16 protein-coding genes and 1 pseudogene are annotated in these 21,570 nt (G+C 57.2%); 10 read left to right on the forward strand and 7 right to left on the reverse strand.

What is annotated here, in order from left to right; translation table 11 throughout:
• Window positions 1-13: 13 nt before the first annotated feature.
• The 4 genes from cpdA to araJ all read left to right on the forward strand — a co-directional run bounded on the left by cpdA (window position 14) and on the right by araJ (window position 4,724).
• Entirely contained in the window at window positions 14-841 is an 828-nt protein-coding gene (gene cpdA / locus ACSPHG_RS03490; protein WP_435952151.1) for a 3',5'-cyclic-AMP phosphodiesterase, read from the forward strand.
• Complete coding sequence (yqiA, locus tag ACSPHG_RS03495) at window positions 841-1,416, forward strand: esterase YqiA (protein WP_435952152.1); 576 nt, start codon at window positions 841-843, stop codon at window positions 1,414-1,416. The genes cpdA and yqiA overlap by 1 nt, the downstream gene beginning before the upstream one ends.
• A gap of 46 nt (window positions 1,417-1,462) precedes the next feature.
• Window positions 1,463-3,358, forward strand: coding sequence for a DNA topoisomerase IV subunit B (parE, locus tag ACSPHG_RS03500; protein WP_435952153.1), 1,896 nt, complete (start codon window positions 1,463-1,465; stop codon window positions 3,356-3,358).
• Window positions 3,359-3,542: 184 nt separating this feature from the next.
• Entirely contained in the window at window positions 3,543-4,724 is a 1,182-nt protein-coding gene (gene araJ, locus ACSPHG_RS03505; RefSeq protein WP_435952154.1) for an MFS transporter AraJ, read from the forward strand.
• Window positions 4,725-4,780: 56 nt separating this feature from the next.
• Here araJ and ACSPHG_RS03510 read toward each other — a convergent pair whose 3' ends face one another.
• From ACSPHG_RS03510 to qseB, 4 genes are all read right to left on the reverse strand, one after another.
• Window positions 4,781-5,098, reverse strand: coding sequence for a putative quinol monooxygenase (locus tag ACSPHG_RS03510; protein ID WP_435952155.1), 318 nt, complete (start codon window positions 5,096-5,098; stop codon window positions 4,781-4,783).
• Window positions 5,099-5,129: 31 nt separating this feature from the next.
• Window positions 5,130-5,711 (reverse strand): NAD(P)H-dependent oxidoreductase, encoded by a 582-nt coding sequence (locus ACSPHG_RS03515; protein WP_435952156.1) that lies wholly within the window; start codon window positions 5,709-5,711, stop codon window positions 5,130-5,132.
• Between the two features lie 109 nt (window positions 5,712-5,820).
• Window positions 5,821-7,176: a quorum sensing histidine kinase QseC gene (gene qseC / locus ACSPHG_RS03520; protein WP_435952157.1), complete on the reverse strand. Its 1,356-nt coding sequence runs from the start codon at window positions 7,174-7,176 to the stop codon at window positions 5,821-5,823.
• Window positions 7,173-7,832 (reverse strand): quorum sensing response regulator transcription factor QseB, encoded by a 660-nt coding sequence (gene qseB / locus ACSPHG_RS03525; RefSeq protein ID WP_435952158.1) that lies wholly within the window; start codon window positions 7,830-7,832, stop codon window positions 7,173-7,175. Before qseB ends, qseC begins: the two co-directional genes overlap by 4 nt.
• A gap of 195 nt (window positions 7,833-8,027) precedes the next feature.
• Here qseB and ACSPHG_RS03530 point away from each other — a divergent pair, with 195 nt between their 5' ends.
• From ACSPHG_RS03530 to ACSPHG_RS03550, 5 genes and pseudogenes are all read left to right on the forward strand, one after another.
• Complete coding sequence (locus tag ACSPHG_RS03530) at window positions 8,028-8,432, forward strand: YgiW/YdeI family stress tolerance OB fold protein (protein ID WP_435952159.1); 405 nt, start codon at window positions 8,028-8,030, stop codon at window positions 8,430-8,432.
• A gap of 168 nt (window positions 8,433-8,600) precedes the next feature.
• Window positions 8,601-10,871 (forward strand): DNA topoisomerase IV subunit A, encoded by a 2,271-nt coding sequence (gene parC / locus ACSPHG_RS03535; RefSeq protein WP_435952160.1) that lies wholly within the window; start codon window positions 8,601-8,603, stop codon window positions 10,869-10,871.
• A gap of 146 nt (window positions 10,872-11,017) precedes the next feature.
• Window positions 11,018-11,773, forward strand: coding sequence for a 1-acylglycerol-3-phosphate O-acyltransferase (locus ACSPHG_RS03540; protein ID WP_435952161.1), 756 nt, complete (start codon window positions 11,018-11,020; stop codon window positions 11,771-11,773).
• Between the two features lie 77 nt (window positions 11,774-11,850).
• Window positions 11,851-13,263 carry a cell division protein FtsP gene (ftsP, locus tag ACSPHG_RS03545; protein WP_435952162.1) on the forward strand — a complete coding sequence of 471 codons (1,413 nt, stop codon included), beginning with the start codon at window positions 11,851-11,853 and terminating at the stop codon, window positions 13,261-13,263.
• 58 nt (window positions 13,264-13,321) lie between these two features.
• Window positions 13,322-15,550: pseudogene (locus ACSPHG_RS03550) on the forward strand (YgiQ family radical SAM protein); the annotation flags it as partial.
• Between the two features lie 159 nt (window positions 15,551-15,709).
• Here ACSPHG_RS03550 and dkgA read toward each other — a convergent pair.
• A complete protein-coding gene (gene dkgA, locus ACSPHG_RS03555) occupies window positions 15,710-16,537 on the reverse strand; it encodes a 2,5-didehydrogluconate reductase DkgA (protein ID WP_435952163.1) in 828 nt (275 codons plus the stop codon).
• 105 nt (window positions 16,538-16,642) lie between these two features.
• Window positions 16,643-17,806: an alcohol dehydrogenase gene (yqhD, locus tag ACSPHG_RS03560; protein ID WP_435952164.1), complete on the reverse strand. Its 1,164-nt coding sequence runs from the start codon at window positions 17,804-17,806 to the stop codon at window positions 16,643-16,645.
• Between the two features lie 193 nt (window positions 17,807-17,999).
• On the opposite strand from yqhD, the gene ACSPHG_RS03565 reads away from it, so the two are divergent.
• Window positions 18,000-18,890, forward strand: a complete 891-nt coding sequence (locus ACSPHG_RS03565) for an AraC family transcriptional regulator (RefSeq protein ID WP_435952165.1) — start codon at window positions 18,000-18,002, stop codon at window positions 18,888-18,890.
• 52 nt (window positions 18,891-18,942) lie between these two features.
• Here ACSPHG_RS03565 and ACSPHG_RS03570 read toward each other — a convergent pair whose 3' ends face one another.
• The gene (locus tag ACSPHG_RS03570) at window positions 18,943-21,546 is read right to left on the reverse strand and encodes a hypothetical protein (RefSeq protein WP_435952166.1); all 2,604 of its coding nucleotides are present in this window, start codon (window positions 21,544-21,546) and stop codon (window positions 18,943-18,945) included.
• Between the last annotated feature and the right edge of the window lie 24 nt (window positions 21,547-21,570).

Below are 21,570 nucleotides of genomic sequence, written 5' to 3' on the forward strand. Positions count from 1 at the left end.
CTAAGGACACCATTTGGAAAGCCTGTTAAATCTTCCTGTGGCCGGTGGGGGCCGTATCAGGATTCTGCAAATTACCGATACCCACCTTTTCTCTGGGAAGAATGAAACGCTGCTTGGCATCAACACCTGGGAGAGCTACCAGGCGGTGCTTGCTGCCATTCTTGACGAGCAGCGTCACTGCGACCTAATTGTCGCGACCGGGGATTTGGCCCAGGATCATAGCGAGCAAGCCTACCAGCACTTTGCTGAGGGTATCGCGAGAATCGCTGCGCCCTGCGTCTGGCTGCCGGGCAATCATGACTTCCAGCCAGCCATGTACGGTGCCCTGCAGGAAGCAGGCATTTCTCCTTCGAAACTTGTCTATATCGGCGATAGCTGGCAAATCGTCCTGCTGGATAGCCAGGTCTTTGGCGTGCCGCACGGTGAACTGAGCGATTACCAGCTCGAATGGCTTGAGCACAAGCTTGCCGCCGCGCCTGAACGCCACACTCTCCTTATGCTCCACCATCATCCGTTGCCCGCTGGCTGCAGCTGGCTCGATCAGCACAGCCTGCGAAACGCGCAAGAGCTTGATAACGTGCTGGTCAACTATCCCCAGGTGAAAACGCTGCTGTGCGGGCACATTCATCAGGAGCTGGATCTGGACTGGAACGGTCGCCGCATGCTGGCAACGCCTTCCACCTGCGTGCAGTTTAAGCCCCACTGTGCCAATTTTACTCTGGATACCATCGAGCCGGGCTGGCGCTGGCTGGAACTTCATCCGGACGGGCTGGTCACTACCGAAGTGTGCCGCCTCAAGGGCGCGGTTTTCAACCCTGATACCGCCTCAGAAGGCTACTGATGTCCACGTTACTCTACCTGCACGGCTTCAACAGCTCGCCTCGCTCGGCGAAGGCGACCAGCATGCAGTCGTGGCTTGCGGAACGCTATCCGCATATCAACATGGTGATACCTCAGCTGCCGCCATATCCTGCGGAAGCCGCAGAGCTGCTTGAGTCGCTGGTGCTTGAACACGGCGGCGAGCCGTTGGGCGTTGTGGGCTCATCCTTGGGCGGCTATTACGCCACCTGGCTGTCGCAATGTTTCATGCTGCCCGCCGTGGTGGTCAACCCGGCGACACGCCCGTTTGAATTGCTGGCAGATTATCTCGGCGCCAACGAGAACCCCTACACCGGCCAGCAATATGTGCTAGAGTCACGCCATATTTACGATCTTAAAGTCATGCAGGTTGACCCGCTTGAAGCGCCGGATCTCATCTGGCTGCTGCAACAAACGGGTGACGAAGTGCTTGATTATCGCCAGGCGGTGGCTTACTACACCTCCTGTCGCCAGACGGTCGAATCCGGTGGCAATCACGCCTTTGTGGGCTTCGAAGATTATTTCACACAGATTGTCGACTTCCTCGGTCTACATTGAGGCCGGGTCGGCCGATTCCCTGTTTCGCTATCTGAACGAATAAACCATGACGCAATCCAGTTATAACGCCGATGCCATTGAGGTACTCACCGGGCTTGAGCCGGTTCGCCGCCGTCCGGGAATGTACACCGACACTACCCGCCCAAACCATTTGGGCCAGGAAGTCATTGATAACAGCGTGGACGAAGCGCTGGCAGGTCATGCTAAGCGAGTTGATGTCATTCTTCATGCCGACCAGTCATTAGAAGTCATCGATGACGGACGCGGCATGCCGGTGGATATCCACCCCGAAGAAGGCGTTCCTGCGGTCGAGCTCATTCTCTGCCGTCTGCACGCGGGCGGTAAATTCTCCAATAAAAACTACCAGTTCTCGGGCGGCCTGCACGGGGTAGGGATTTCCGTTGTCAACGCCCTGTCTAAACGTGTGGAAGTCACCGTTCGCCGCGACGCGCAGGTCTACAGCATCGCATTTGAAAACGGCGATAAGGTTCAGGAGCTGCAAGTTGTCGGCACCTGCGGCAAGCGCAATACCGGCACCAGCGTTCACTTCTGGCCGGACGAAAAGTTCTTCGACAGCCCGCGTTTTTCAGTATCGCGCCTGAGCCATCTGCTGAAAGCGAAAGCGGTACTTTGTCCGGGCGTTGAAATCACCTTTACCGATAAAGTTAACAATACCGAGCAGCGCTGGTGCTACCAGGACGGTCTGAAAGACTACCTGAGCGAAGCCGTGAACGGCCTGATCACGCTGCCGGAAGCGCCGTTTATCGGCAACTTCGCGGGCGACACCGAACAGGTTGACTGGGCGCTGCTGTGGCTGCCGGAAGGCGGCGAGCTGCTGACCGAAAGCTACGTCAACCTCATCCCAACGATGCAGGGCGGCACCCACGTCAATGGCCTGCGCCAGGGGTTGCTCGACGCCATGCGCGAGTTTTGCGAATACCGCAACATTCTGCCGCGCGGGGTGAAACTCTCGGCGGATGATATCTGGGAACGCTGCGCCTACGTGCTGTCGGTGAAAATGCAGGATCCGCAGTTTGCGGGCCAGACTAAAGAACGTCTTTCATCCCGCCAGTGCGCCGCCTTTGTTTCGGGCGTGGTAAAAGATGCCTTTAGCCTGTGGCTGAACCAGAACGTTCAGGCAGCGGAACAGCTGGCCGAGCTGGCGATTTCCAGCGCCCAGCGTCGCATGCGGGCGGCCAAAAAAGTCGTGCGTAAAAAGCTGACCAGCGGCCCTGCGCTGCCTGGCAAGCTGGCGGACTGTACCGCGCAGGATCTCAGCCGTACCGAACTCTTCCTCGTAGAAGGGGATTCCGCAGGCGGTTCAGCCAAGCAGGCGCGCGATCGTGAATATCAGGCGATCATGCCGCTCAAAGGCAAGATCCTGAACACCTGGGAAGTCTCCTCGGATGAGGTGCTCGCTTCACAGGAAGTGCACGACATCTCCGTGGCGATCGGCATCGATCCCGACAGCGAAGATCTCAGCCAGCTGCGCTACGGTAAAATCTGTATCCTTGCGGATGCGGACTCCGATGGCCTGCATATCGCCACGCTGCTGTGCGCGCTGTTCGTGCGCCATTTCCGCTCGCTTGTGAAAGGCGGGCACGTGTATGTCGCCATGCCGCCGCTCTACCGCATCGACCTCGGCAAAGAAGTGTATTACGCGCTGGACGAAGAAGAGAAAGCGGGCGTGCTTGAACAGCTCAAGCGCAAGAAAGGCAAGCCGAACGTGCAGCGCTTTAAAGGTCTGGGCGAAATGAACCCGCTTCAGCTGCGCGAAACCACGCTCGATCCCAACACGCGCCGCCTGGTGCAGCTGACCATCAGCGACGAAGACAGCGATAAAACCTTAGCAATGATGGACATGCTGCTCGCCAAAAAACGTTCCGAAGACCGCCGTAACTGGCTGCAGGAAAAGGGCGACATGGCTGACCTCGACGTCTAGATCCGCTGAACATCGGCCGCTTTTATGCAGCAGTGCTAAAAGCGGCCAACTCCTCCGCAAGACTCCGCTATTCACAAACCGTCGCGAAACCATGGATTAACGAGTTAAAACGTCGTTTCGAACTGGCCCGCCCCCGCAGAATGATAAATAATGATCGCATTCTTCTGTTGAAGTGGTTGGTCGTGTGAAAAAAACGATTTTCTCGTTAGCGCTTGGTACGTTCGGCTTGGGGATGGCCGAGTTTGGCATTATGGGCGTTCTCCCTGAGCTTGCCCGCGACACGGGGATCACCATTCCCTCCGCTGGCAATATGATCTCGTTTTACGCCTTTGGCGTGGTCATCGGCGCGCCGCTTATTGCTCTGTTCTCCCATAAATTCTCGCTAAAAAACATTCTGTTATTTCTGGCTGCACTCTGCGTGGTCGGTAACGTTATTTTTACCTTTTCAACGTCTTACACCATGCTGGCGATAGGGCGGCTGGTTTCAGGCTTTCCCCACGGGGCGTTTTTTGGCGTTGGCACCATCATCCTCTCTAAACTAGCGCCGCCCGGAAAAGTCACGCTGGCGGTGGCGGGCATGGTCGCCGGCATGACGGTCGCCAATCTCGCAGGCGTTCCGCTCGGCACCTGGCTCGGCCATACGTTTAGCTGGCGCTACACCTTTATGATGATTGCCGCGTTTGACGTGCTGGTGATCCTGTCGATATTTTTCTGGGTGCCTGGCCTGTTTGATAAATCAGAAATCCGCTTTACGGAACAGTTCCGCTTCCTCAAAAAGCCGGAGCCGTGGCTGATTTTCTCAGCCACAATGTTCGGCAACGCCGGTGTCTTTGCCTGGTTCAGCTTTGTTAAGCCTTTCATGGTTAACGTATCCGGCTTTTCCGAGGTGGCGATGACGGTCATCATGGTGCTGATGGGGCTGGGTATGGTGCTGGGCAATATGCTCAGCGGCAGGCTGTCAGGGCGTTTTAGCCCGCTTCGCATTGCGGCAACCACCGATCTGGTTATCGTTCTCTCCCTGGTACTACTTTTTGCCTTCGGGGAAAACAAAACGGCATCGCTGATGATGGGGTTTGTGTGCTGCGCCGGGCTGTTCGCGCTTTCGGCTCCGCTACAGATTTTACTGTTGCAGAATGCTAAAGGTGGCGAGCTGTTGGGTGCCGCTGGGGGGCAGGTGGCGTTTAATCTCGGCAGCGCCATCGGCGCATATTTGGGAGGGACGATGATTACGCTTGGCTTTAGCTGGAGCTACGTGACCCTGCCCGCCGCGCTGCTTTCTTTCTCGGCGATGTCTTCGCTGCTGATGTATGGCTACCTGAAGGCAAAACGACCGCAGATTAACGTTCAGGCCGATGCCAAAAGTTAAGCGGGGCAAGTGTAGGGTGGATACGCCAGAGCGCCATCCACCGCTACATACAAGCTTTACTTAATGCCGTCTTCCAGAATGTGGATATGAATATCCAGCACGTCATCTTTCACCGCGGCGCTGTGGTTCTTCATGTGCGGGGTAGCCAGATGGGCTTCCAGGTGAGCAACGGTTTCCCACTTCTCAACCATAAAGATGGAGTCCGGAGCGGTAGTCTGGAAAGCGACCTGTGCATTGTGATCGACTAACGGCGCGTAGCCGAAGCAGCCTTCTTCTTCGAGCACGGTCGGGATAATTTTTGCAAAGGCATCCAAAACGGCCTGGCGATGATGAACGCCGGGACGGGTACGAATTTCAGCTATCACTGTCAGCATGGCTAACTCCTTTTTTTAAGCAGACCAACAGTTAAGCAAAAATCTCGCCGAGATGCTTGCGATATTCTGCTACAAAGCGTGGCACGTCAGGCACCTTCATCACGTCGTTAGCGATAAAGGTTGGCAAAGCTTCCATCCCCAGGAACTCATTGGCCTTATGGAACGGCAGGTAAACGCCGTCAACGCCCACGCCGTGGAAGAACTGCTCTTTGTCTTCAAAGGCCTGCAGCGGCGCGTTCCAGGTCAGGGACAGCATATAGGTTTTACCCTGAATCAGGCCGCCGGAGCCGTATTTCTTCTCGGCGTCGGAGCGCGTGCGGCCATCGCTGGCATACAGTGAGCCGTGGCCTTCGGTGAACACGTCATCGATGTATTTTTTCATGGTCCACGGCGCGCCCATCCACCAGCCCGGCATCTGATAAATTACCGTGTCAGCCCACAGGTATTTCTGCACTTCTTCTTTTGCGTCGTACTCGCTGTCGGTGCGGGTAACCTGAACATCATGTCCGAGGTCGCGCAGGAAACTTTCCGCGACTTCGGTCAGGGTGTCGTTAAGCTGGCCGTTTGAGTGGGCGAATTTTTTCGCCCCGTTGATAATCAGAATGTTGCTCATCGTTAGTCCTCGAATCATTGCGTTTGGCACGAATTTTAACGTGATGCTGGTCACAGAAAAATAGCCAAAATGTGCAAAGACTTTTGCCAGATAAGCAATAATCCGTGCTCTACCAGGTCAACCGCACCTGAAATCCACCCGCTATAACATTCGAAAAATGCGCGTGCATTCCGTGCAAAGCCGCTATCCGCTGAACGATGGATAAACCCAGCCCGCTGCCGGTTTTCTCCTGTCCCGGCGGGCGGAAGAAGCGTTCGCCAAGGTTCGGTAGGAATTCCGCGCTTATTCCAGGGCCGTTGTCGGTAATGCAGATTTCCCGTTTGTGCAGCACCACTTCCACTACGCTACCGCGTGGGCTGTAGCGCACCGCGTTGTCCAGTACGTTACGGATCATCAGGCTTAATAACAAAGCCTGACCGCGCAGCGAAACCTGTTCATCGTGCAGCTCAAGGCGAATGTCGACGCCTTCTCGCTGCGCCTGATGGTAGGCGTCCATCACGGCGCTTTGTAGCAGAGCGGGAAGTGAAACGTCTTCTAGATCATCCAGCCCGGCGAGTGAGTCCAGGCGCGATAGCGTAAGCAGTTGATCCACCAGGCGCGTTGCACGGTCAATACCCGTCGTCAGGTTATTCAGGGCGTGGCCGCGCATCGGGGCATCGTCCCCCGCCAGCTGTGCCACTTCGGCCTGCACTTTCAATGCGGCAAGCGGGCTGCGCAGCTCGTGGGCTGCATCGGAAGTGAAGCGGCGTTCGCGCAGCATAAACTCACCGGTACGGGTAAACAGAAGATTGAGCGCGTCGACCAGCGGCGTGACTTCCGAAGGTAGCGGTTTTGTCTCAAGCCCGGTGTCGTCATCCGGTGAACGATGGCGCAGTTCCATCGCCAGTTTGTGCAGCGGAGAAAGCGCACGGCTCACCAGCCACACCAGCAGCAGGAGCATCAGGGGAAGGGCGACAAGCCACGGAGCGAGCTGAGAGGCAACGATGCTGAGCGCCATGTCCTCACGATACTCTCTCTCCTGGCCGACGACGATGCGGTAGCGTCCGTCCGGCGTGGTGAGCCAGACCAGCCGCCAGGGGTCGTCATCGCCGTTCAGATAGCCGTCGGTGAAGCCGTCGCGGCGATAGTTAAACCGCAGATCTTTGCCGTTATCGCCATCGTTAAGCTGCATGATCCCGTCGGCGGAGAAAATGGCGAAGGCGAGGGTATCGTCATCCTGCTTGCCACGATGATGCGGCATCATTTTCTTGGTGCGCGGCAGCTGAGGGTCTGCGCGCAGCTCTCTTAAATCAAAGGCGCTCAGGCGCTTGGCGAACAGCATCTGCTGCGTGTCGAAAAGCTTATCGAGGGTTTTTGAGGTCTGATACCAGGCGGCGATGCTCGCGCCAAGCCAGGCAATTACCGTCAGCAGGATAAAGCCGGCGATCAGCCGTGCCCGCAGGCTTTGCGTCAGCGTTTTAATCATTCTTCACCCAGCGTGTAACCAATCCCATGCACGGTGCGGATGAAGCCGCTGCCGAGCTTGCGGCGCAGATGGTGGATATGCACCTCCAGCGCGTTGCGGGAAACCTCATCGTCCCAGCTGTAGATCTTCTCTTCGATAAGCGAACGCGGCAGAACACGCCCGGCATTGCGCATTAACAGTTCGAGCAGCGCAAACTCCTTTGGCTTTAGCTGCAACGGCTCGCCGTTTTGCGTAACGGTTAATTTAAGCGGATCGAGTTCAACCCCGGCATGATTAAGTGCTGGCTGTGATTGCCCATGCGTGCGGCGAACTAAAACCTGCAGGCGAGCGGCCACTTCAATGAGCGCAAAAGGTTTGCAGAGATAATCATCGGCCCCTAGCTGCAGCCCCTCCACCCGCTGTTCTAAGGCATCCCGCGCGGTGAGAATTAATACCGGTTCATTTTGACCGTTACGTCGCCAGCTTTTTAAAATCTCCAGGCCATCAATACCCGGCAGGCTAAGGTCGAGGATGACGGCATCGTAAGGGGCCTGGCCCAGGGCCGCCTGGCCGAGCTTGCCTTCGGTAAACCAGTCGAGCGTAAATCCCATTTTCGTCAGGCCAGCCTTCAGGCCGTCGCCAATCAGTTTGTCATCTTCAATCAATAATACGCGCATGACGTTTTCCCTTGAGGCTCATTGCCGTGAAGTTAATAACGTTTGATTAAGCGTGTACAGGGGAAAAATGCGTTGCTTCGGCGTTTGCCGCAATTCATTAAAAAAAGTCGTTTTGCTATGCGAAATTAAGATCTCGTTAAGATCTCTGGGTTTTAATAAGCCTAAGAAACGACATTCATAGAAGGAAAATAAACAATGAAAAAAGTAGCCGCTATTCTTACTGTCCTCGCGATCACCGCCGCTCCAGCATTTGCCGCAAACCAGGGGGGCTTTGTCGACCCGAACGCACCAACCACTACCCAGCAGGCTCCGGCAACGGGCGGCTTCGTCGGCCCAACCGGCACTGTCACCACGGTAGAAAAGGCCAAAACCTTCTCTGACGATACCTGGGTTACCCTGCGGGGCAAGGTTGAACAGCGTATCGGCGGCGACCACTACGTCTTCCGCGATGCCTCCGGCACGGTCAACGTAGACATCGACCATAAGCGCTGGAACGGGCAAACCGTTACCCCGAAAGACACCGTTGAAATTCAGGGTGAAGTCGATAAAGACTGGAATTCCGTCGAAATCGACGTGAAGCAAATCAACATCGTGAAGTAACACTGAGATGGGCCGCCAACCGCGGCCCGTTTTCATCCATTCATCCGCGTTATTCCTCGGAGCAAAGCTATTCCTCCCTGTGACTCAGCAAGCCAGATAAGGTACTATCGGCGGCAATTACGCCGTTTGTGGCCACACTCGGCTCGTCAGTTTGAGGATGAATGATTAATGAGTGATCTAACTCATGATGGTGCAGAACGCTTAGCGCTGCACGAATTCACGGAAAATGCCTATCTCAACTATTCCATGTACGTCATCATGGACCGTGCGCTGCCGTTTATCGGCGACGGGCTTAAGCCTGTTCAGCGCCGTATCGTCTATGCCATGTCGGAGTTGGGACTCAGCGCCAGCGCTAAATTCAAAAAATCCGCGCGTACCGTAGGTGACGTGCTGGGTAAGTACCATCCGCACGGCGACAGCGCCTGTTATGAAGCGATGGTGCTCATGGCGCAGCCGTTCTCTTACCGCTACCCGCTGGTAGACGGACAGGGGAACTGGGGCGCGCCGGACGATCCGAAATCCTTTGCGGCGATGCGTTATACCGAATCCCGCCTGTCCAAATATGCAGAAGTGCTGCTGGGCGAGCTGGGCCAGGGCACCGTTGATTACACCCCGAACTTTGACGGCACGCTGCAAGAGCCAAAAACGCTGCCTGCGCGTCTGCCGAATATTTTGCTCAACGGCACCACCGGCATTGCGGTAGGCATGGCGACGGATATTCCGCCGCATAACCTGCGCGAAGTCGCGAAGGCCGCCATCACGCTTATCGACCAGCCGAAAACCTCGCTTGATGAACTGCTGGATATCGTCCACGGTCCGGATTACCCGACCGAGGCTGAAATCATCACTCCGCGTGATGAGATCCGCAAAATTTATCAGAATGGCCGCGGCTCCGTGCGCATGCGCGCCGTCTGGAAGAAAGAAGAGGGCGACGTGGTGATCACCGCGCTGCCGCATCAGGTTTCCGGCGCTCGCGTGCTGGAACAAATCGCCAACCAGATGCGCGCCAAAAAGCTGCCGATGGTTGAAGATCTGCGCGACGAATCCGATCACGAAAACCCGACCCGCCTGGTGATTGTGCCTCGTTCCAACCGCGTGGACATGGAACAGGTGATGAACCACCTGTTTGCCACCACCGATCTTGAGAAAAGCTATCGCGTAAACCTCAATATGATCGGCCTGGACAACCGTCCGTCGGTGAAAAACCTGCTCGAAATCCTGACCGAATGGTTGGTCTATCGTCGTGATACCGTGCGTCGCCGCCTGTCCTATCGCCTCGAGAAAGTCCTTAAGCGCCTGCATATCCTTGAAGGCCTGCTGGTGGCGTTCCTCAACATTGATGAAGTGATTCACATTATCCGCAGCGAGGACGAGCCGAAGCCGGTGCTGATGGAGCGTTTTGCCCTCAGCGAAACCCAGGCTGAATCCATCCTCGAGCTGAAATTACGCCACCTCGCCAAACTCGAAGAGATGAAAATCCGCGGCGAGCAAAGCGATCTGGAAAAAGAGCGTGACCAGCTGCAGGGCATTCTGGCTTCCGAACGCAAGATGAACACGCTGCTCAAAAAAGAGCTGCAGGCCGATTCCGACGCCTACGGCGACGACCGTCGTTCCCCGCTGCGCGAGCGTGGCGAAGCCAAAGCGATGAGCGAACACGACATGACCCCTTCCGAGCCGGTCACCATCGTGCTGTCGCAAATGGGCTGGGTGCGCAGCGCCAAAGGCCACGACATCGACGCTCAGGGGCTAAACTACAAAGCGGGCGACAGCTATCTGGCCTCCGCGAAGGGCAAAAGCAACCAGCCGGTTGCCTTTATCGACTCTACGGGGCGCAGCTACGCGCTGGACCCAATTACGCTGCCGTCTGCACGAGGCCAGGGCGAGCCGCTGACCGGCAAGCTCACGCCGCCGCCGGGCGCAACCGTCGAACACGTCCTGATGGCCCCGGACGATCAGAAGCTGCTGATGGCGTCCGATGCGGGCTACGGCTTCGTCTGTACCTTTAACGACCTGGTGGCACGTAACCGCGCGGGCAAGGCTTTGATCTCTCTGCCGGAGAACGCCCGCGTGCTGCCGCCAATGGAAATTACAGGCGAAGACGATATGCTGATGGCGATCACCGCAGCCGGGCGTATGCTGATGTTCCCGGTGAGCGATTTGCCGCAGCTGTCGAAAGGTAAAGGCAATAAAATTATCTCTATCCCGTCCGCTGAAGCCGCGAAAGGGGAAGATAAGCTGGCGCATCTCTTTATTCTGCCGCCGCAAAGCACCGTTACTCTGCACGTCGGCAAGCGTAAGATTAAGCTGCGCCCGGAAGAGCTACAGAAAATTACCGGCGAGCGTGGTCGTCGCGGTACGCTGATGCGTGGCCTGCAACGTATTGACCGGGTGGAAGTGGATTCCCCGGCACGGGCAGGCTCTGGCGACAGCGAAGAGTAATCCGCTACCGGGCGGCAATTCTGTCGCCCGAAAAGCAGGTTTTACGCGATAGCCGCTCTGGTTTGCCCCAAACGCCCGAAAAACGTTTTTGGTGTTTGTGATTAATCTGGTCATACTTGTAAGCGGTTCAGGCTTTAGAGGTTGTTATGCTATCCATTGTTCGTTTTATTATTGTTGTAATTTATTGCCTTTTGGTCTGTATTTTAGGCAGCATTTACTGCTTATTTAGTCCACGTAATCCACGCCACGTGGCGACGTTTGGTCATCTTTTTGGCCGTCTTGCGCCGGTATTTGGGCTGAAAGTGGAAACCCGTTTACCTAAAGGCGTTGAAAACCACCCGACGGCTATTTATATCGGTAACCATCAGAACAACTATGACATGGTCACCGCGTCGAATATCGTTCAGCCGCCGACCGTCACCGTCGGTAAAAAAAGCCTGCTGTGGATCCCGTTCTTCGGGCAGCTGTACTGGCTGGCAGGTAACCTGCTGATCGACCGTGATAATCGCGCTAAAGCGCACACCACCATCTCGCAGGTTGTTTCGCAAATGCAGAAGCGTAACGTGTCCGTGTGGATGTTCCCGGAAGGGACTCGTAGCCGCGGTCGCGGGCTGCTGCCGTTTAAAACCGGCGCGTTTCATGCCGCAATTGCTGCGGGCGTCCCAATTATTCCCGTGTGCGTTTCGAATACCAGTAATAAAATTAAGCTAAACCGTTGGAATAACGGTCTGGTGATCGTCGAAATGCTGGATCCCATTGATACCAGCGTTTATGGCAAAGACCAGGTGCGCAAGCTCGCCACCCACTGCCGCGAAATCATGATGGCAAAAATTGACGAGTTAAATAAAGAAGTGGCGGAGCGCGAAGCGTCCGGCACGGTTGAGAAAAAACAGGCGAGCTGATCGCCTCATTCCGGGGTTAGCCCCTCTGGCGGTACGGCTTGTACCGCCCCACGTTTTCAGTTTTACATGGAGCAATTATGTCACTCAGTCGGCGTCAGTTTATTCAGGCATCGGGAATTGCACTTTGTGCGGGTGCGGTGCCACTGAGGGCAAATGCGGCAGGGCAGCAGTTACCTTTACCCGTTCCCCCTTTGCTGGAATCCCGTCGCGGCCAGCCGCTTTTCCTGACTTTACAGCGCGCCCACTGGTCATTCACCGGCGGTACAAAAGCGCAGGTGTGGGGGCTGAACGGGCGCTATCTTGGCCCGACGATCCGCGTCTGGAACGGCGACGACGTCAAAATGATTTACAGCAACCGCCTGCAGGAAAACATCGGCATGACCATCGCCGGGCTTCAGGTTCCCGGCCCCCTGATGGGCGGTGCGCCGCGCATGATGTCGCCGAACGTTGACTGGGCGCCGGTGCTGCCGATTCGCCAGCAGGCCGCAACGCTTTGGTACCGTGCCAACACGCCGAACCGTTCCGCGCAGCAGGTTTATAACGGGCTGGCGGGCATGTGGCTGATTGAGGATGAGGTCAGCAAATCGCTGCCGATCCCGAATCACTACGGCGTGGATGACTTCCCGGTGATTATTCAGGACAAGCGCCTGGATAACTTCGGCACCCCGGAATACGTCGAGCCGGGCAGCGGTGGCTTCGTTGGCGATACGCTGCTGGTGAACGGCGTGCAGGGGCCTTTTGTTGAGGTTTCTCGCGGCTGGGTGCGTCTGCGCCTGCTTAATGCCTCCAACGCGCGCCGCTATCTGCTGCAAATGAGCGACGGCCGCGCCATGCACGTTATCTCCAGCGACCAGGGCTTTCTGCCCGCGCCGGTTTCGGTTAAACAGCTTTCTCTTGCCCCCGGCGAGCGCCGCGAAATCCTCGTGGATATGTCTGACGGCAAAGAAGTGTCGATAACCTGCGGCGAGGCGGCGGGCATCATGGACCGCATTCGCGGCTTCTTCGAGCCGTCGAGCATCCTGATTTCCACCCTGGTACTGACGCTTCGGGCAACCGGGCTGCTGCCGTTGGTGACGGACAGCCTGCCGATGCGCCTGCTGCCCGATGAGATTATTAACGGCAGCCCGGCACGCAGCCGCGATATTACGCTTGGCGACGACCCGGGTATTAACGGCCAGCTGTGGGACATCAAGCGTATTGATATCCAGACGCAGCAGGGCACGTGGGAGCGCTGGACGGTGCGTGCCGACACGCCGCAGTCGTTCCACATTGAAGGCGTAACCTTCCTGATTAAAAACGTTAACGGTGCAGCACCCTTTGGCGAAGACCGCGGCTGGAAAGACACCGTGTGGATTGACGGCCAGGTGGAGCTGCTGGTGTATTTTGGCCAGCCGTCCTGGGAGCACTTCCCGTTCCTCTATTCCAGCCAGACGCTGGAAATGGCGGACCGCGGCTCAATCGGCCAGCTGCTGGTCAACCCGGCCCCGTAAGCTTCTAGCGAGCGCCCTCACGCCGGTGGGGGCCACAACGTCCTGATATTAACCCTTCATTTATTGCCTGATTACGGCGTATAATCGCCGGCTTTGGTTACTTTTACATCATTTTTTCGGAAGCATTATGAGCTCTATAAGCTTGATCCAGCCCGATCGTGAACTCTTTTCGTGGCCACAATACTGGGCGGCCTGTTTCGGCCCAGCACCGTTTTTACCTATGTCACGTAAGGAAATGGACGACCTCGGCTGGGACAGCTGCGACATCATTTTAGTAACCGGTGATGCCTACGTAGACCACCCAAGTTTTGGTATGGCGATCTGTGGCCGCATGCTTGAGGCGCAGGGCTTCCGCGTCGGGATTATTTCCCAGCCGGACTGGAACAGCAAAGAGGACTTCATGCGTCTGGGCAAGCCGAATCTGTTCTTCGGCGTGACCGCGGGCAACATGGACTCGATGATCAACCGCTACACCGCCGATCGCAAACTGCGTCACGACGATGCCTACACGCCGGACAACGTTGCGGGCAAGCGCCCGGACCGCGCCTCGCTGGTTTATACCCAGCGCTGTAAGGAAGCCTGGCGCGATGTGCCGGTGATCCTTGGCGGCATCGAAGCCAGCCTGCGCCGTACCGCGCATTACGATTACTGGTCCGATACCGTGCGCCGCTCAATCTTAGTGGATGCCAAGGCCGACATGCTGATCTTTGGCAACGGCGAGCGTCCGCTGGTGGAAGTCGCGCACCGCCTGGCGATGGGAGAATCGATCGACGAAATCAGCGACGTGCGCAACACCGCGATGATGCGTAAAGAGGCGATGCCGGGCTGGTCTGGCGTTGACTCCACCCGCCTGGACACGCCGGGGCGCATCGACCCGATCCCACACCCGTATGGCGATGATTTGCCGTGCGCGGATACCGGAAGACCAACGGCAGAAGTGGCTAGCGCAAAAGAAGAATCCAAAGCCGTTGTGGTGCAGCCGCCACGCCCTAAGCCGTGGGAAAAGACCTACGTGCTGCTGCCGTCGTTTGAAAAAGTGAAGAACGACAAGGTGCTTTACGCCCACGCGTCGCGCATTCTGCACCATGAAACCAACCCAGGCTGCGCCCGCGCCCTGATGCAAAAGCACGGCGACCGCTACATCTGGATCAACCCGCCCGCCATTCCGCTTTCCACCGAAGAGATGGACAGCGTATTTGCCCTGCCGTACCAGCGCGTGCCGCATCCTTCCTATGGCAAAGCGCGTATTCCGGCTTACGAAATGATCCGTTTCTCGGTCAACATCATGCGCGGCTGCTTTGGCGGCTGCTCCTTCTGTTCGATTACCGAGCACGAAGGGCGCATTATCCAGAGCCGTTCAGAAGACTCGATCATCAGCGAAATCGAAGCGATCCGCGATACCGTGCCCGGCTTTACCGGCGTGGTTTCAGATTTGGGGGGGCCGACGGCAAACATGTACATGCTGCGCTGCAAGTCGCCGCGCGCGGAACAAACCTGCCGCCGTCTGTCCTGCGTCTACCCGGATATCTGTCCGCACATGGACACTAACCACCAGCCGACGATCAACCTCTATCGCCGCGCCCGCGACCTGAAAGGCATCAAGAAGATTCTGGTCGCCTCCGGCGTGCGCTATGACCTGGCGGTAGAAGACCCGCGCTATATCAAAGAGCTGGCAACCCACCACGTGGGCGGCTACCTGAAAATTGCGCCGGAGCATACCGAAGAGGGGCCGCTGTCGAAGATGATGAAGCCAGGGATGGGCAGCTATCACCGCTTTAAAGAGCTGTTCGACACCTATTCAAAACAGGCTGGTAAAGAGCAGTACCTGATCCCGTATTTTATCTCCGCGCACCCCGGTACGCGCGATGAGGACATGGTGAGCCTGGCGCTGTGGCTGAAGAAAAACCGCTTCCGTCTTGACCAGGTGCAGAACTTCTATCCTTCACCGCTCGCCAACTCCACGACCATGTATTACACCGGCAAGAACCCGCTGGGTAAGGTGAACTACAAGAGTGAGGATATCGTGGTGCCGAAGGGCGATCGCCAGCGTCGCCTGCACAAGGCGCTGCTGCGCTACCACGATCCGGCAAACTGGCCGCTTATCCGCGAAGCGCTGGAAGCGATGGGCAAAAAGCACCTGATCGGCGGTCGTCGCGAGTGCCTGGTGCCGTCGCCAACGTTAGAAGAGATGCGTGAAGCGCGCCGTCATAACCGTGGCGCGCGCCCGGCGTTGACGAAGCATACGCCGATTGCGCATCAGCGTCGTCCGGCACCGGCCGGTGCGAAGAAACGCGCGCCTAAGCCATAAAAAAGGCGAATGGCGCCAGCGCCATTCGCCCTACAATTAAGTCCTTAGGTTGGTCGGGTAAGCGCAAGCGCCACCCGACATAGCCCATTTGACGTTTTATAGGTCGGGTAAGCGTAAGCGCCAGCCGACATAACCCTTTTAACCGCCAAACTCATCCGGGTTCGGCCCAAGCCGCTTGCTCGCATCCAGCTTCGCAATTTCCCCCAGCTCGTCTTTATCAAGACGGAAATCAAACACGTCAAAGTTCTCGACGATGCGCGAAGGCGTGACCGATTTCGGGATCACCACCAGCCCGCTGTCTAAATGCCAACGGATCACGATTTGCGCCGGGGTTTTGCCGTACTTGTCCGCCAGGTCACGAATGATTTTCCGATCGAAAACCCCTTCGCCGCCCTGGGCCAGCGGGCTCCATGATTCGGTCTGGATCTTATGCGTGGCGTTCCACGCGTGCAGCTGGCGCTGTTGCAGCAGCGGGTGCAGCTCAATCTGATTGATAACCGGCGTAACGCCCGTTTCATCAATCAGCCTTTGCAAATGGTTGACCTGGAAATTACAGACGCCGATGCTTTTCGCCAGCCCCTGCTTTTGCAGCTCAATCATCCCTTTCCACGCCTCAACGTAATGATCTTTGCTGGGCACCGGCCAGTGCATCAGATAGAGATCGACGTGGTCCAGCTGCAGTTTCTCCAGGCTCTCTTCCAGGGCCTGGCGCGGGCGCTGCTGGTCTTCATTCCAGAGTTTGGTGGTGATAAACAAATCTTCGCGCGGCAGGGCAGCCTGTTTTAACGCGTTGCCCACGCCGTCTTCGTTTTTGTACGCTGCGGCGGTATCGATAGACCGATAGCCGACTTCCAACGCCTTATCAATGGCTGTCAGCACCTGTTCGTTGCTCGCCTGCCAGACGCCGAGGCCCAACTGAGGCATCACGTTCCCGTCCTGGAGCTTGATTACTGTTGGATTTGCCATGCGTTCCTCCTTAATGAGCGATTCACCGGGGCCGCGCCCCGGTGTAACAATTGCATTTAAGTCTGGACCAAATACCCAAAAACGAAAACCAAATGGGGAAATTACTTAGCGGGCCGCTTCGTAAATGCGACGGCTCACCTCAAGGGTAATGTCCTGATTTTCGCCGAGCTGGGTCATGCCTTTCTCTTCGAGTTTGACCAGCAGCGCTGGGATGGAGCTGCCGTCCAGGCCGTAGGCGGACAGGCGGGTTGCTGCACCCATTTTCTCGAAGAAGCTGCGGGTTGCGTCGATCGCCGCGTCGATGCGCTCTTCTTCGCTGCCGCTGGTGATGTTCCACACGCGCTCAGCGTACTGCAGCAGCTTGGCATGCTTCTCGTTGCGCTTTTCGTTGAGCAGGGAAGGCAGCACCACCGCCAGAGTCTGCGCGTGATCCAGGCCGTGCATCGCCGTTAGCTCGTGGCCCAGCATGTGCGTTGCCCAATCCTGCGGCACGCCTGCGCCAATCAGGCCGTTTAACGCCATGGTCGCCGCCCACATGACGTTGGCACGCACATCGTAGTTTTCAGGATCGGTAAGCGCTTTCGGGCCGTCTTCAACCAGCGTCAGCAGGATGCCTTCGGCGAAACGGTCCTGCACCTTCGCGTTGACCGGATAGGTGATGTACTGCTCAACGGTGTGCACGAATGCGTCAACAACGCCGTTGGCAACCTGGCGCGGAGGCAGAGTGTAGGTGTAAACCGGGTCCAGGACCGCAAAGACCGGCTGGACGTGTTCAGACATAAACGCCTGCTTGTCGCCGGTTGCACGGCGGGACACCACCGCGCCTTTGTTGGATTCGGAGCCGGTCGCAGGCAGCGTCAGCACGGAACCCATTGGAATGGCGCTTTTCACGTCGTCACCGCGGGTCAGCAGAATATTCCACGGGTCCCGATCCTGCGGGTAGTTAGCCGCAGCGGCGATGAATTTGGTGCCGTCCAGCACGGAGCCGCCGCCGACGGCCAGCAGGAAGGTGACGTTCTCTTTACGCACCACTTCAACCGCTTTCATCAGCGTTTCATAGGTTGGGTTCGGCTCGATACCGCTGAATTCCAGCACGTCGAGGCCTTCCAGCGCGCCGTAAACCTGGTCCAGCACGCCGTTTTTCTTCACGCTGCCGCCGCCGTAGGTGATGAGCACGCGGGCGTTTGCCGGGATCTGGTCACGAAGTTCAGCAATCGCACCTTTACCGAACAGAATGCGGGTTGGGGTATGGAGATTAAAATTGTTCATTATTTGATTCCCGTTGAGTGGGTGAAACGGACAGAGGCTGTCGCTTTTTGATGGTGTCCATTGTCGGCCTCGAAGCGCTATCTCTCAATGCATATTCCTGCCTTTGTCTTGCCCATTTCTCCATAAGGCTGGAGAAAAACCACTATTCGTCGCACAATGTCATCGCTATAAAACCCCCGTGGAGCGGATGAAGATGAACCGGAAAACGATTTGCCAGCAGCTGACGCAGAAGATTAATCATTTGATCCAAAATGGAAATGATGCGCTTGCCGCCGTTCCTAACGTGCGCCTGCTGTACGGCACTAAGCCCAATGCCAGAACGCCGGTGATGTACGAGCCGGGCATAGTAATTCTCTTCTCCGGCCATAAAACGGGCTATATCAACGACCGCGTCTTCCGCTACGACGCCAACGAATACCTGCTGCTCACCGTACCTTTACCCTTCGAATGTGAAACCTTCGCGACGCCGGACGTTCCGCTGGCGGGAATGCGCATCAACGTGGATATTTTGCAGCTTCAGGATCTGCTGATGGATATCGGCGAGGACGATCTTTTTCAGCCGCAGGCGTGCTCAACGGGCATCAACTCCGCCGAGCTTTCGGAGGAAATTTTGTGCGCCGTTGAACGGCTGCTTGACGTGCTGGAGCGCCCGCTGGACGCGCGCATCCTTGGCAAACAGATTATCCGCGAAATTCTTTATCACATTCTGACCGGGCCACGGGGCGGCGCGCTGCTGGCGTTAGTCAGCCGTCAGACGCATTTCAGCCTGATTAGCCGCGTGCTGCGGCGCATTGAAACGCAGTACACCGAAAACCTGTCGGTAGACCAGCTCGCCGCCGAAGCGAACATGAGCGTGTCGGCGTTTCACCATAACTTTAAGTCGGTCACCAGCACCTCGCCGCTGCAGTATCTGAAGAGCTATCGCCTGCACAAGGCGCGCATGCTGATTCTGCACGACGGCCTGAAGGCCAGCGCCGCTGCGGTTCGCGTGGGATATGAAAGCGCGTCGCAGTTTAGCCGCGAGTTTAAGCGCTATTTTGGCGTGACGCCGGGAGAGGATGTGGCGCGCATGCGCACCATGTAGGAAATACCAAGGCAGGAAAAACCGTGCTCCGGGCGGAGCACGGTATGCGGGTTTAGCCTTTAAACTTGACCGGGTTATTGCGATAGGCCTTAAGCTTCGCGCGCATCCAGCTGCTGCTGTTGTGGTTTACGGCGCTGACCACGCCGGTGGTGGCACCGCCGCCGACCTGCACATGGAAGATGCCGCGTGAAGGGAAGTCCAGATACTTCGGCGTGGTGAAATCCCACTCGTGGCGGCTGAACAGCTCGCGCGGGTTGTGGGCCATCATCGGCGCGTGAACGTCGAGGAACTCAATGTTCAGCAGGCGTTCGTTGATGGCGTCAACGGAACGACCGATTTCCGCATGCCCCATCAGGTAGCTGCCGCCGGTGCCCCAAAACTCTTCTTCCAGTTCGCCAACCTGCTCGTTAACGCTCGCCAGACGGCTTGCCGGAACCTGCCATGGCAGAACCGGCTGACGCAGATGGCGGCTCAGCGATGCGCAGTAGTCGAAGGTGCGATCCCATTCGTACGGTGAATAGCAGTAGCCGTTTTTGTAAGAGCGGCCGGTGAAGTCGTCGGCTTCGTAGCGGTCGGTTGCCATAAAATCGGCACCCTTGGCAACGGCAGGCGTGCCGTCTGCACAGGTGTAGGCAGTCTCTTCAAATACGCCAACCAGCAGGGCGTATTCCGCCGTCAGCTTGCCCGCAAGCTCCGGGCTCATCAGCATTTTTTTATGCTGGCCGTCGGCCGGGTCGAACACGTCGTCATAGCTGAAGTCGTTGTATACCCACTGCGAGCCGCCCACGCTCCACAGGTTGACCTGCCAGCCGAGCACCACGTCAGGCGCAACCACGCGCACCAGCCAGTTAACGCCTTTGATATAGCCCTTCAACGTGTCGGTGATTCCGGCTGGAACCTCGATTTCCACGTTGTGATGAGCAAGCGCGGCGGCCAGCGGCTGGCGTACAGGCACGGCATAGTCCGGCGCGAAGCCGTATTTCTGACATTCGCCCAGGTAGTCCGGGTTGACGATAAAGCCAGCCGGAACCTCGTGGTCGGCGTCCTTCGTCGCCTGCGCAAGCTTCAGCGCCTGGATGAAGTTAGCGAAGCTAAACTCGTGGCGCACCGGGTCTTTGATCAGGTTTGGCACGTCGCCAAGCGACAGGTTACAGGTGTAGGAAACCATCACGGGCAGAACGTGGTCGCCGGTTTTAGCGGAAACATCACGCGCCATTTCGATGATTTTTGACGTCGGCTCTTTAGCCGGGTCGAGATAGCCGGACGCGTCGCCCATGCCGTCATCACCGGAGTATTTGAACAGGGATGACACGCGCGCCTCGGCGAAATCCTCCACGTTGCTCGGCGACATGTCCGCGCAGCCGCCGAAGCTTAAGAAGTCAGGGAAGCCCTTCACGCGCAGGTTTGCACCAACGATGATGGTTACGTTCAGCTGTACCGGCGAGTTGGCTTTAACGGTCAATGGCGCGGGAGCCACGTCGACATAGTGCAGAACGCCGTCGTGAATAAAGGTGCCGGACTTAACGGCGTAGGTGCCGGGAACCAGCGCCACGGCCTGCTCGGCGCTTGACTGCTGGGCTGGCAGGTTGTCGAAGCGATACTCGCGCGGGGTGGCCTCATCGTTCGTCAGGCGCAGGCCGAAGGTGGCGCTAACCGGCTGCTCGGCATGGATATTAATGATGAGTTTCGCCGCGTCCGGCTGCGCGTCGTCAGCCTGATGCACCTGCGCCTGGGCGAATTTGACGTCATGGAAACGACCGTCAAGGCTGCCGTTAACGGCGTCGAAGGCGTAGTGGACGTTGTTCAGACGAATATCGTCGATGCGCAGGCCGAAGCTGCCGCTTACCGGCAACAGCTCAAGGCGCTGCTGCTCGCCAGAACGTAAGGTGCATGCCAGGGTTTCTACGCCGTTTTCAAGGTAGATAACGCGCACGGATTCATCCAGCAGCGCTGGAACGTGGCTAAGATCGAGGCTGACGTCAACGGTCGTGCTGCGCATGGCCGGGCCGAAGGTAATAACCAGTGCGGTGGCCTGGCCTTTGGAAATGGACAGTTCAGACGCGCTCAGGATAACGGAGGCGCGAACGGTGCCGTCGGTGGTTCTCAGGTTGGCCGCTACGGCCTTATAGTTGCCCGCCGCGATATCAAACGTGGTCACGCCCGCTTTTGGCGCGAGGCGTTCGGTTTTTTCACCGCGAATCAGACAAAGTTCCAGCTCGGCGTCTTCAAGCCCTGCCGGGAAAGCGGCGCAGTTGACGGCGAGCTTGCCCGCAACGTTTGGCTCTTCGTCGGCGGCAAGGGCAAAAGTATTGCCAAGCGTAGACCACTTCGGCGCGCTATCTGAAGAGGCGTTAACGCCCATGTGAATATTGGTGAGGCTGTCGCCGATCGCCTGGCCGTCGGTGCGGAAGACGGACATTTTAATGTCATAAACGCCGCCGGCGACTTCACTTGCTTCAATTTTAGTGCTGAATGCGCTCCACGGGCTGGAGGATACGGTAACGTCACCTTCGGTGATTTTCCCCGGTGCGCTAAATACCAGCTCCAGCTTTTCTTTAATATTGATACTGTCGCCCGTTTTGGATTTGAAATTATTAATTTCCGCGGTTGGGTACCAGGCGTCATCGGTGATTTTAAGCGTAAAGTCGAGTTGCATTTTGTTTCTCCGTTATGCAGATAA

Source organism: Dryocola baronae, from assembly GCF_051297175.1.
In the GTDB taxonomy this organism is placed as follows: domain Bacteria; phylum Pseudomonadota; class Gammaproteobacteria; order Enterobacterales; family Enterobacteriaceae; genus Dryocola.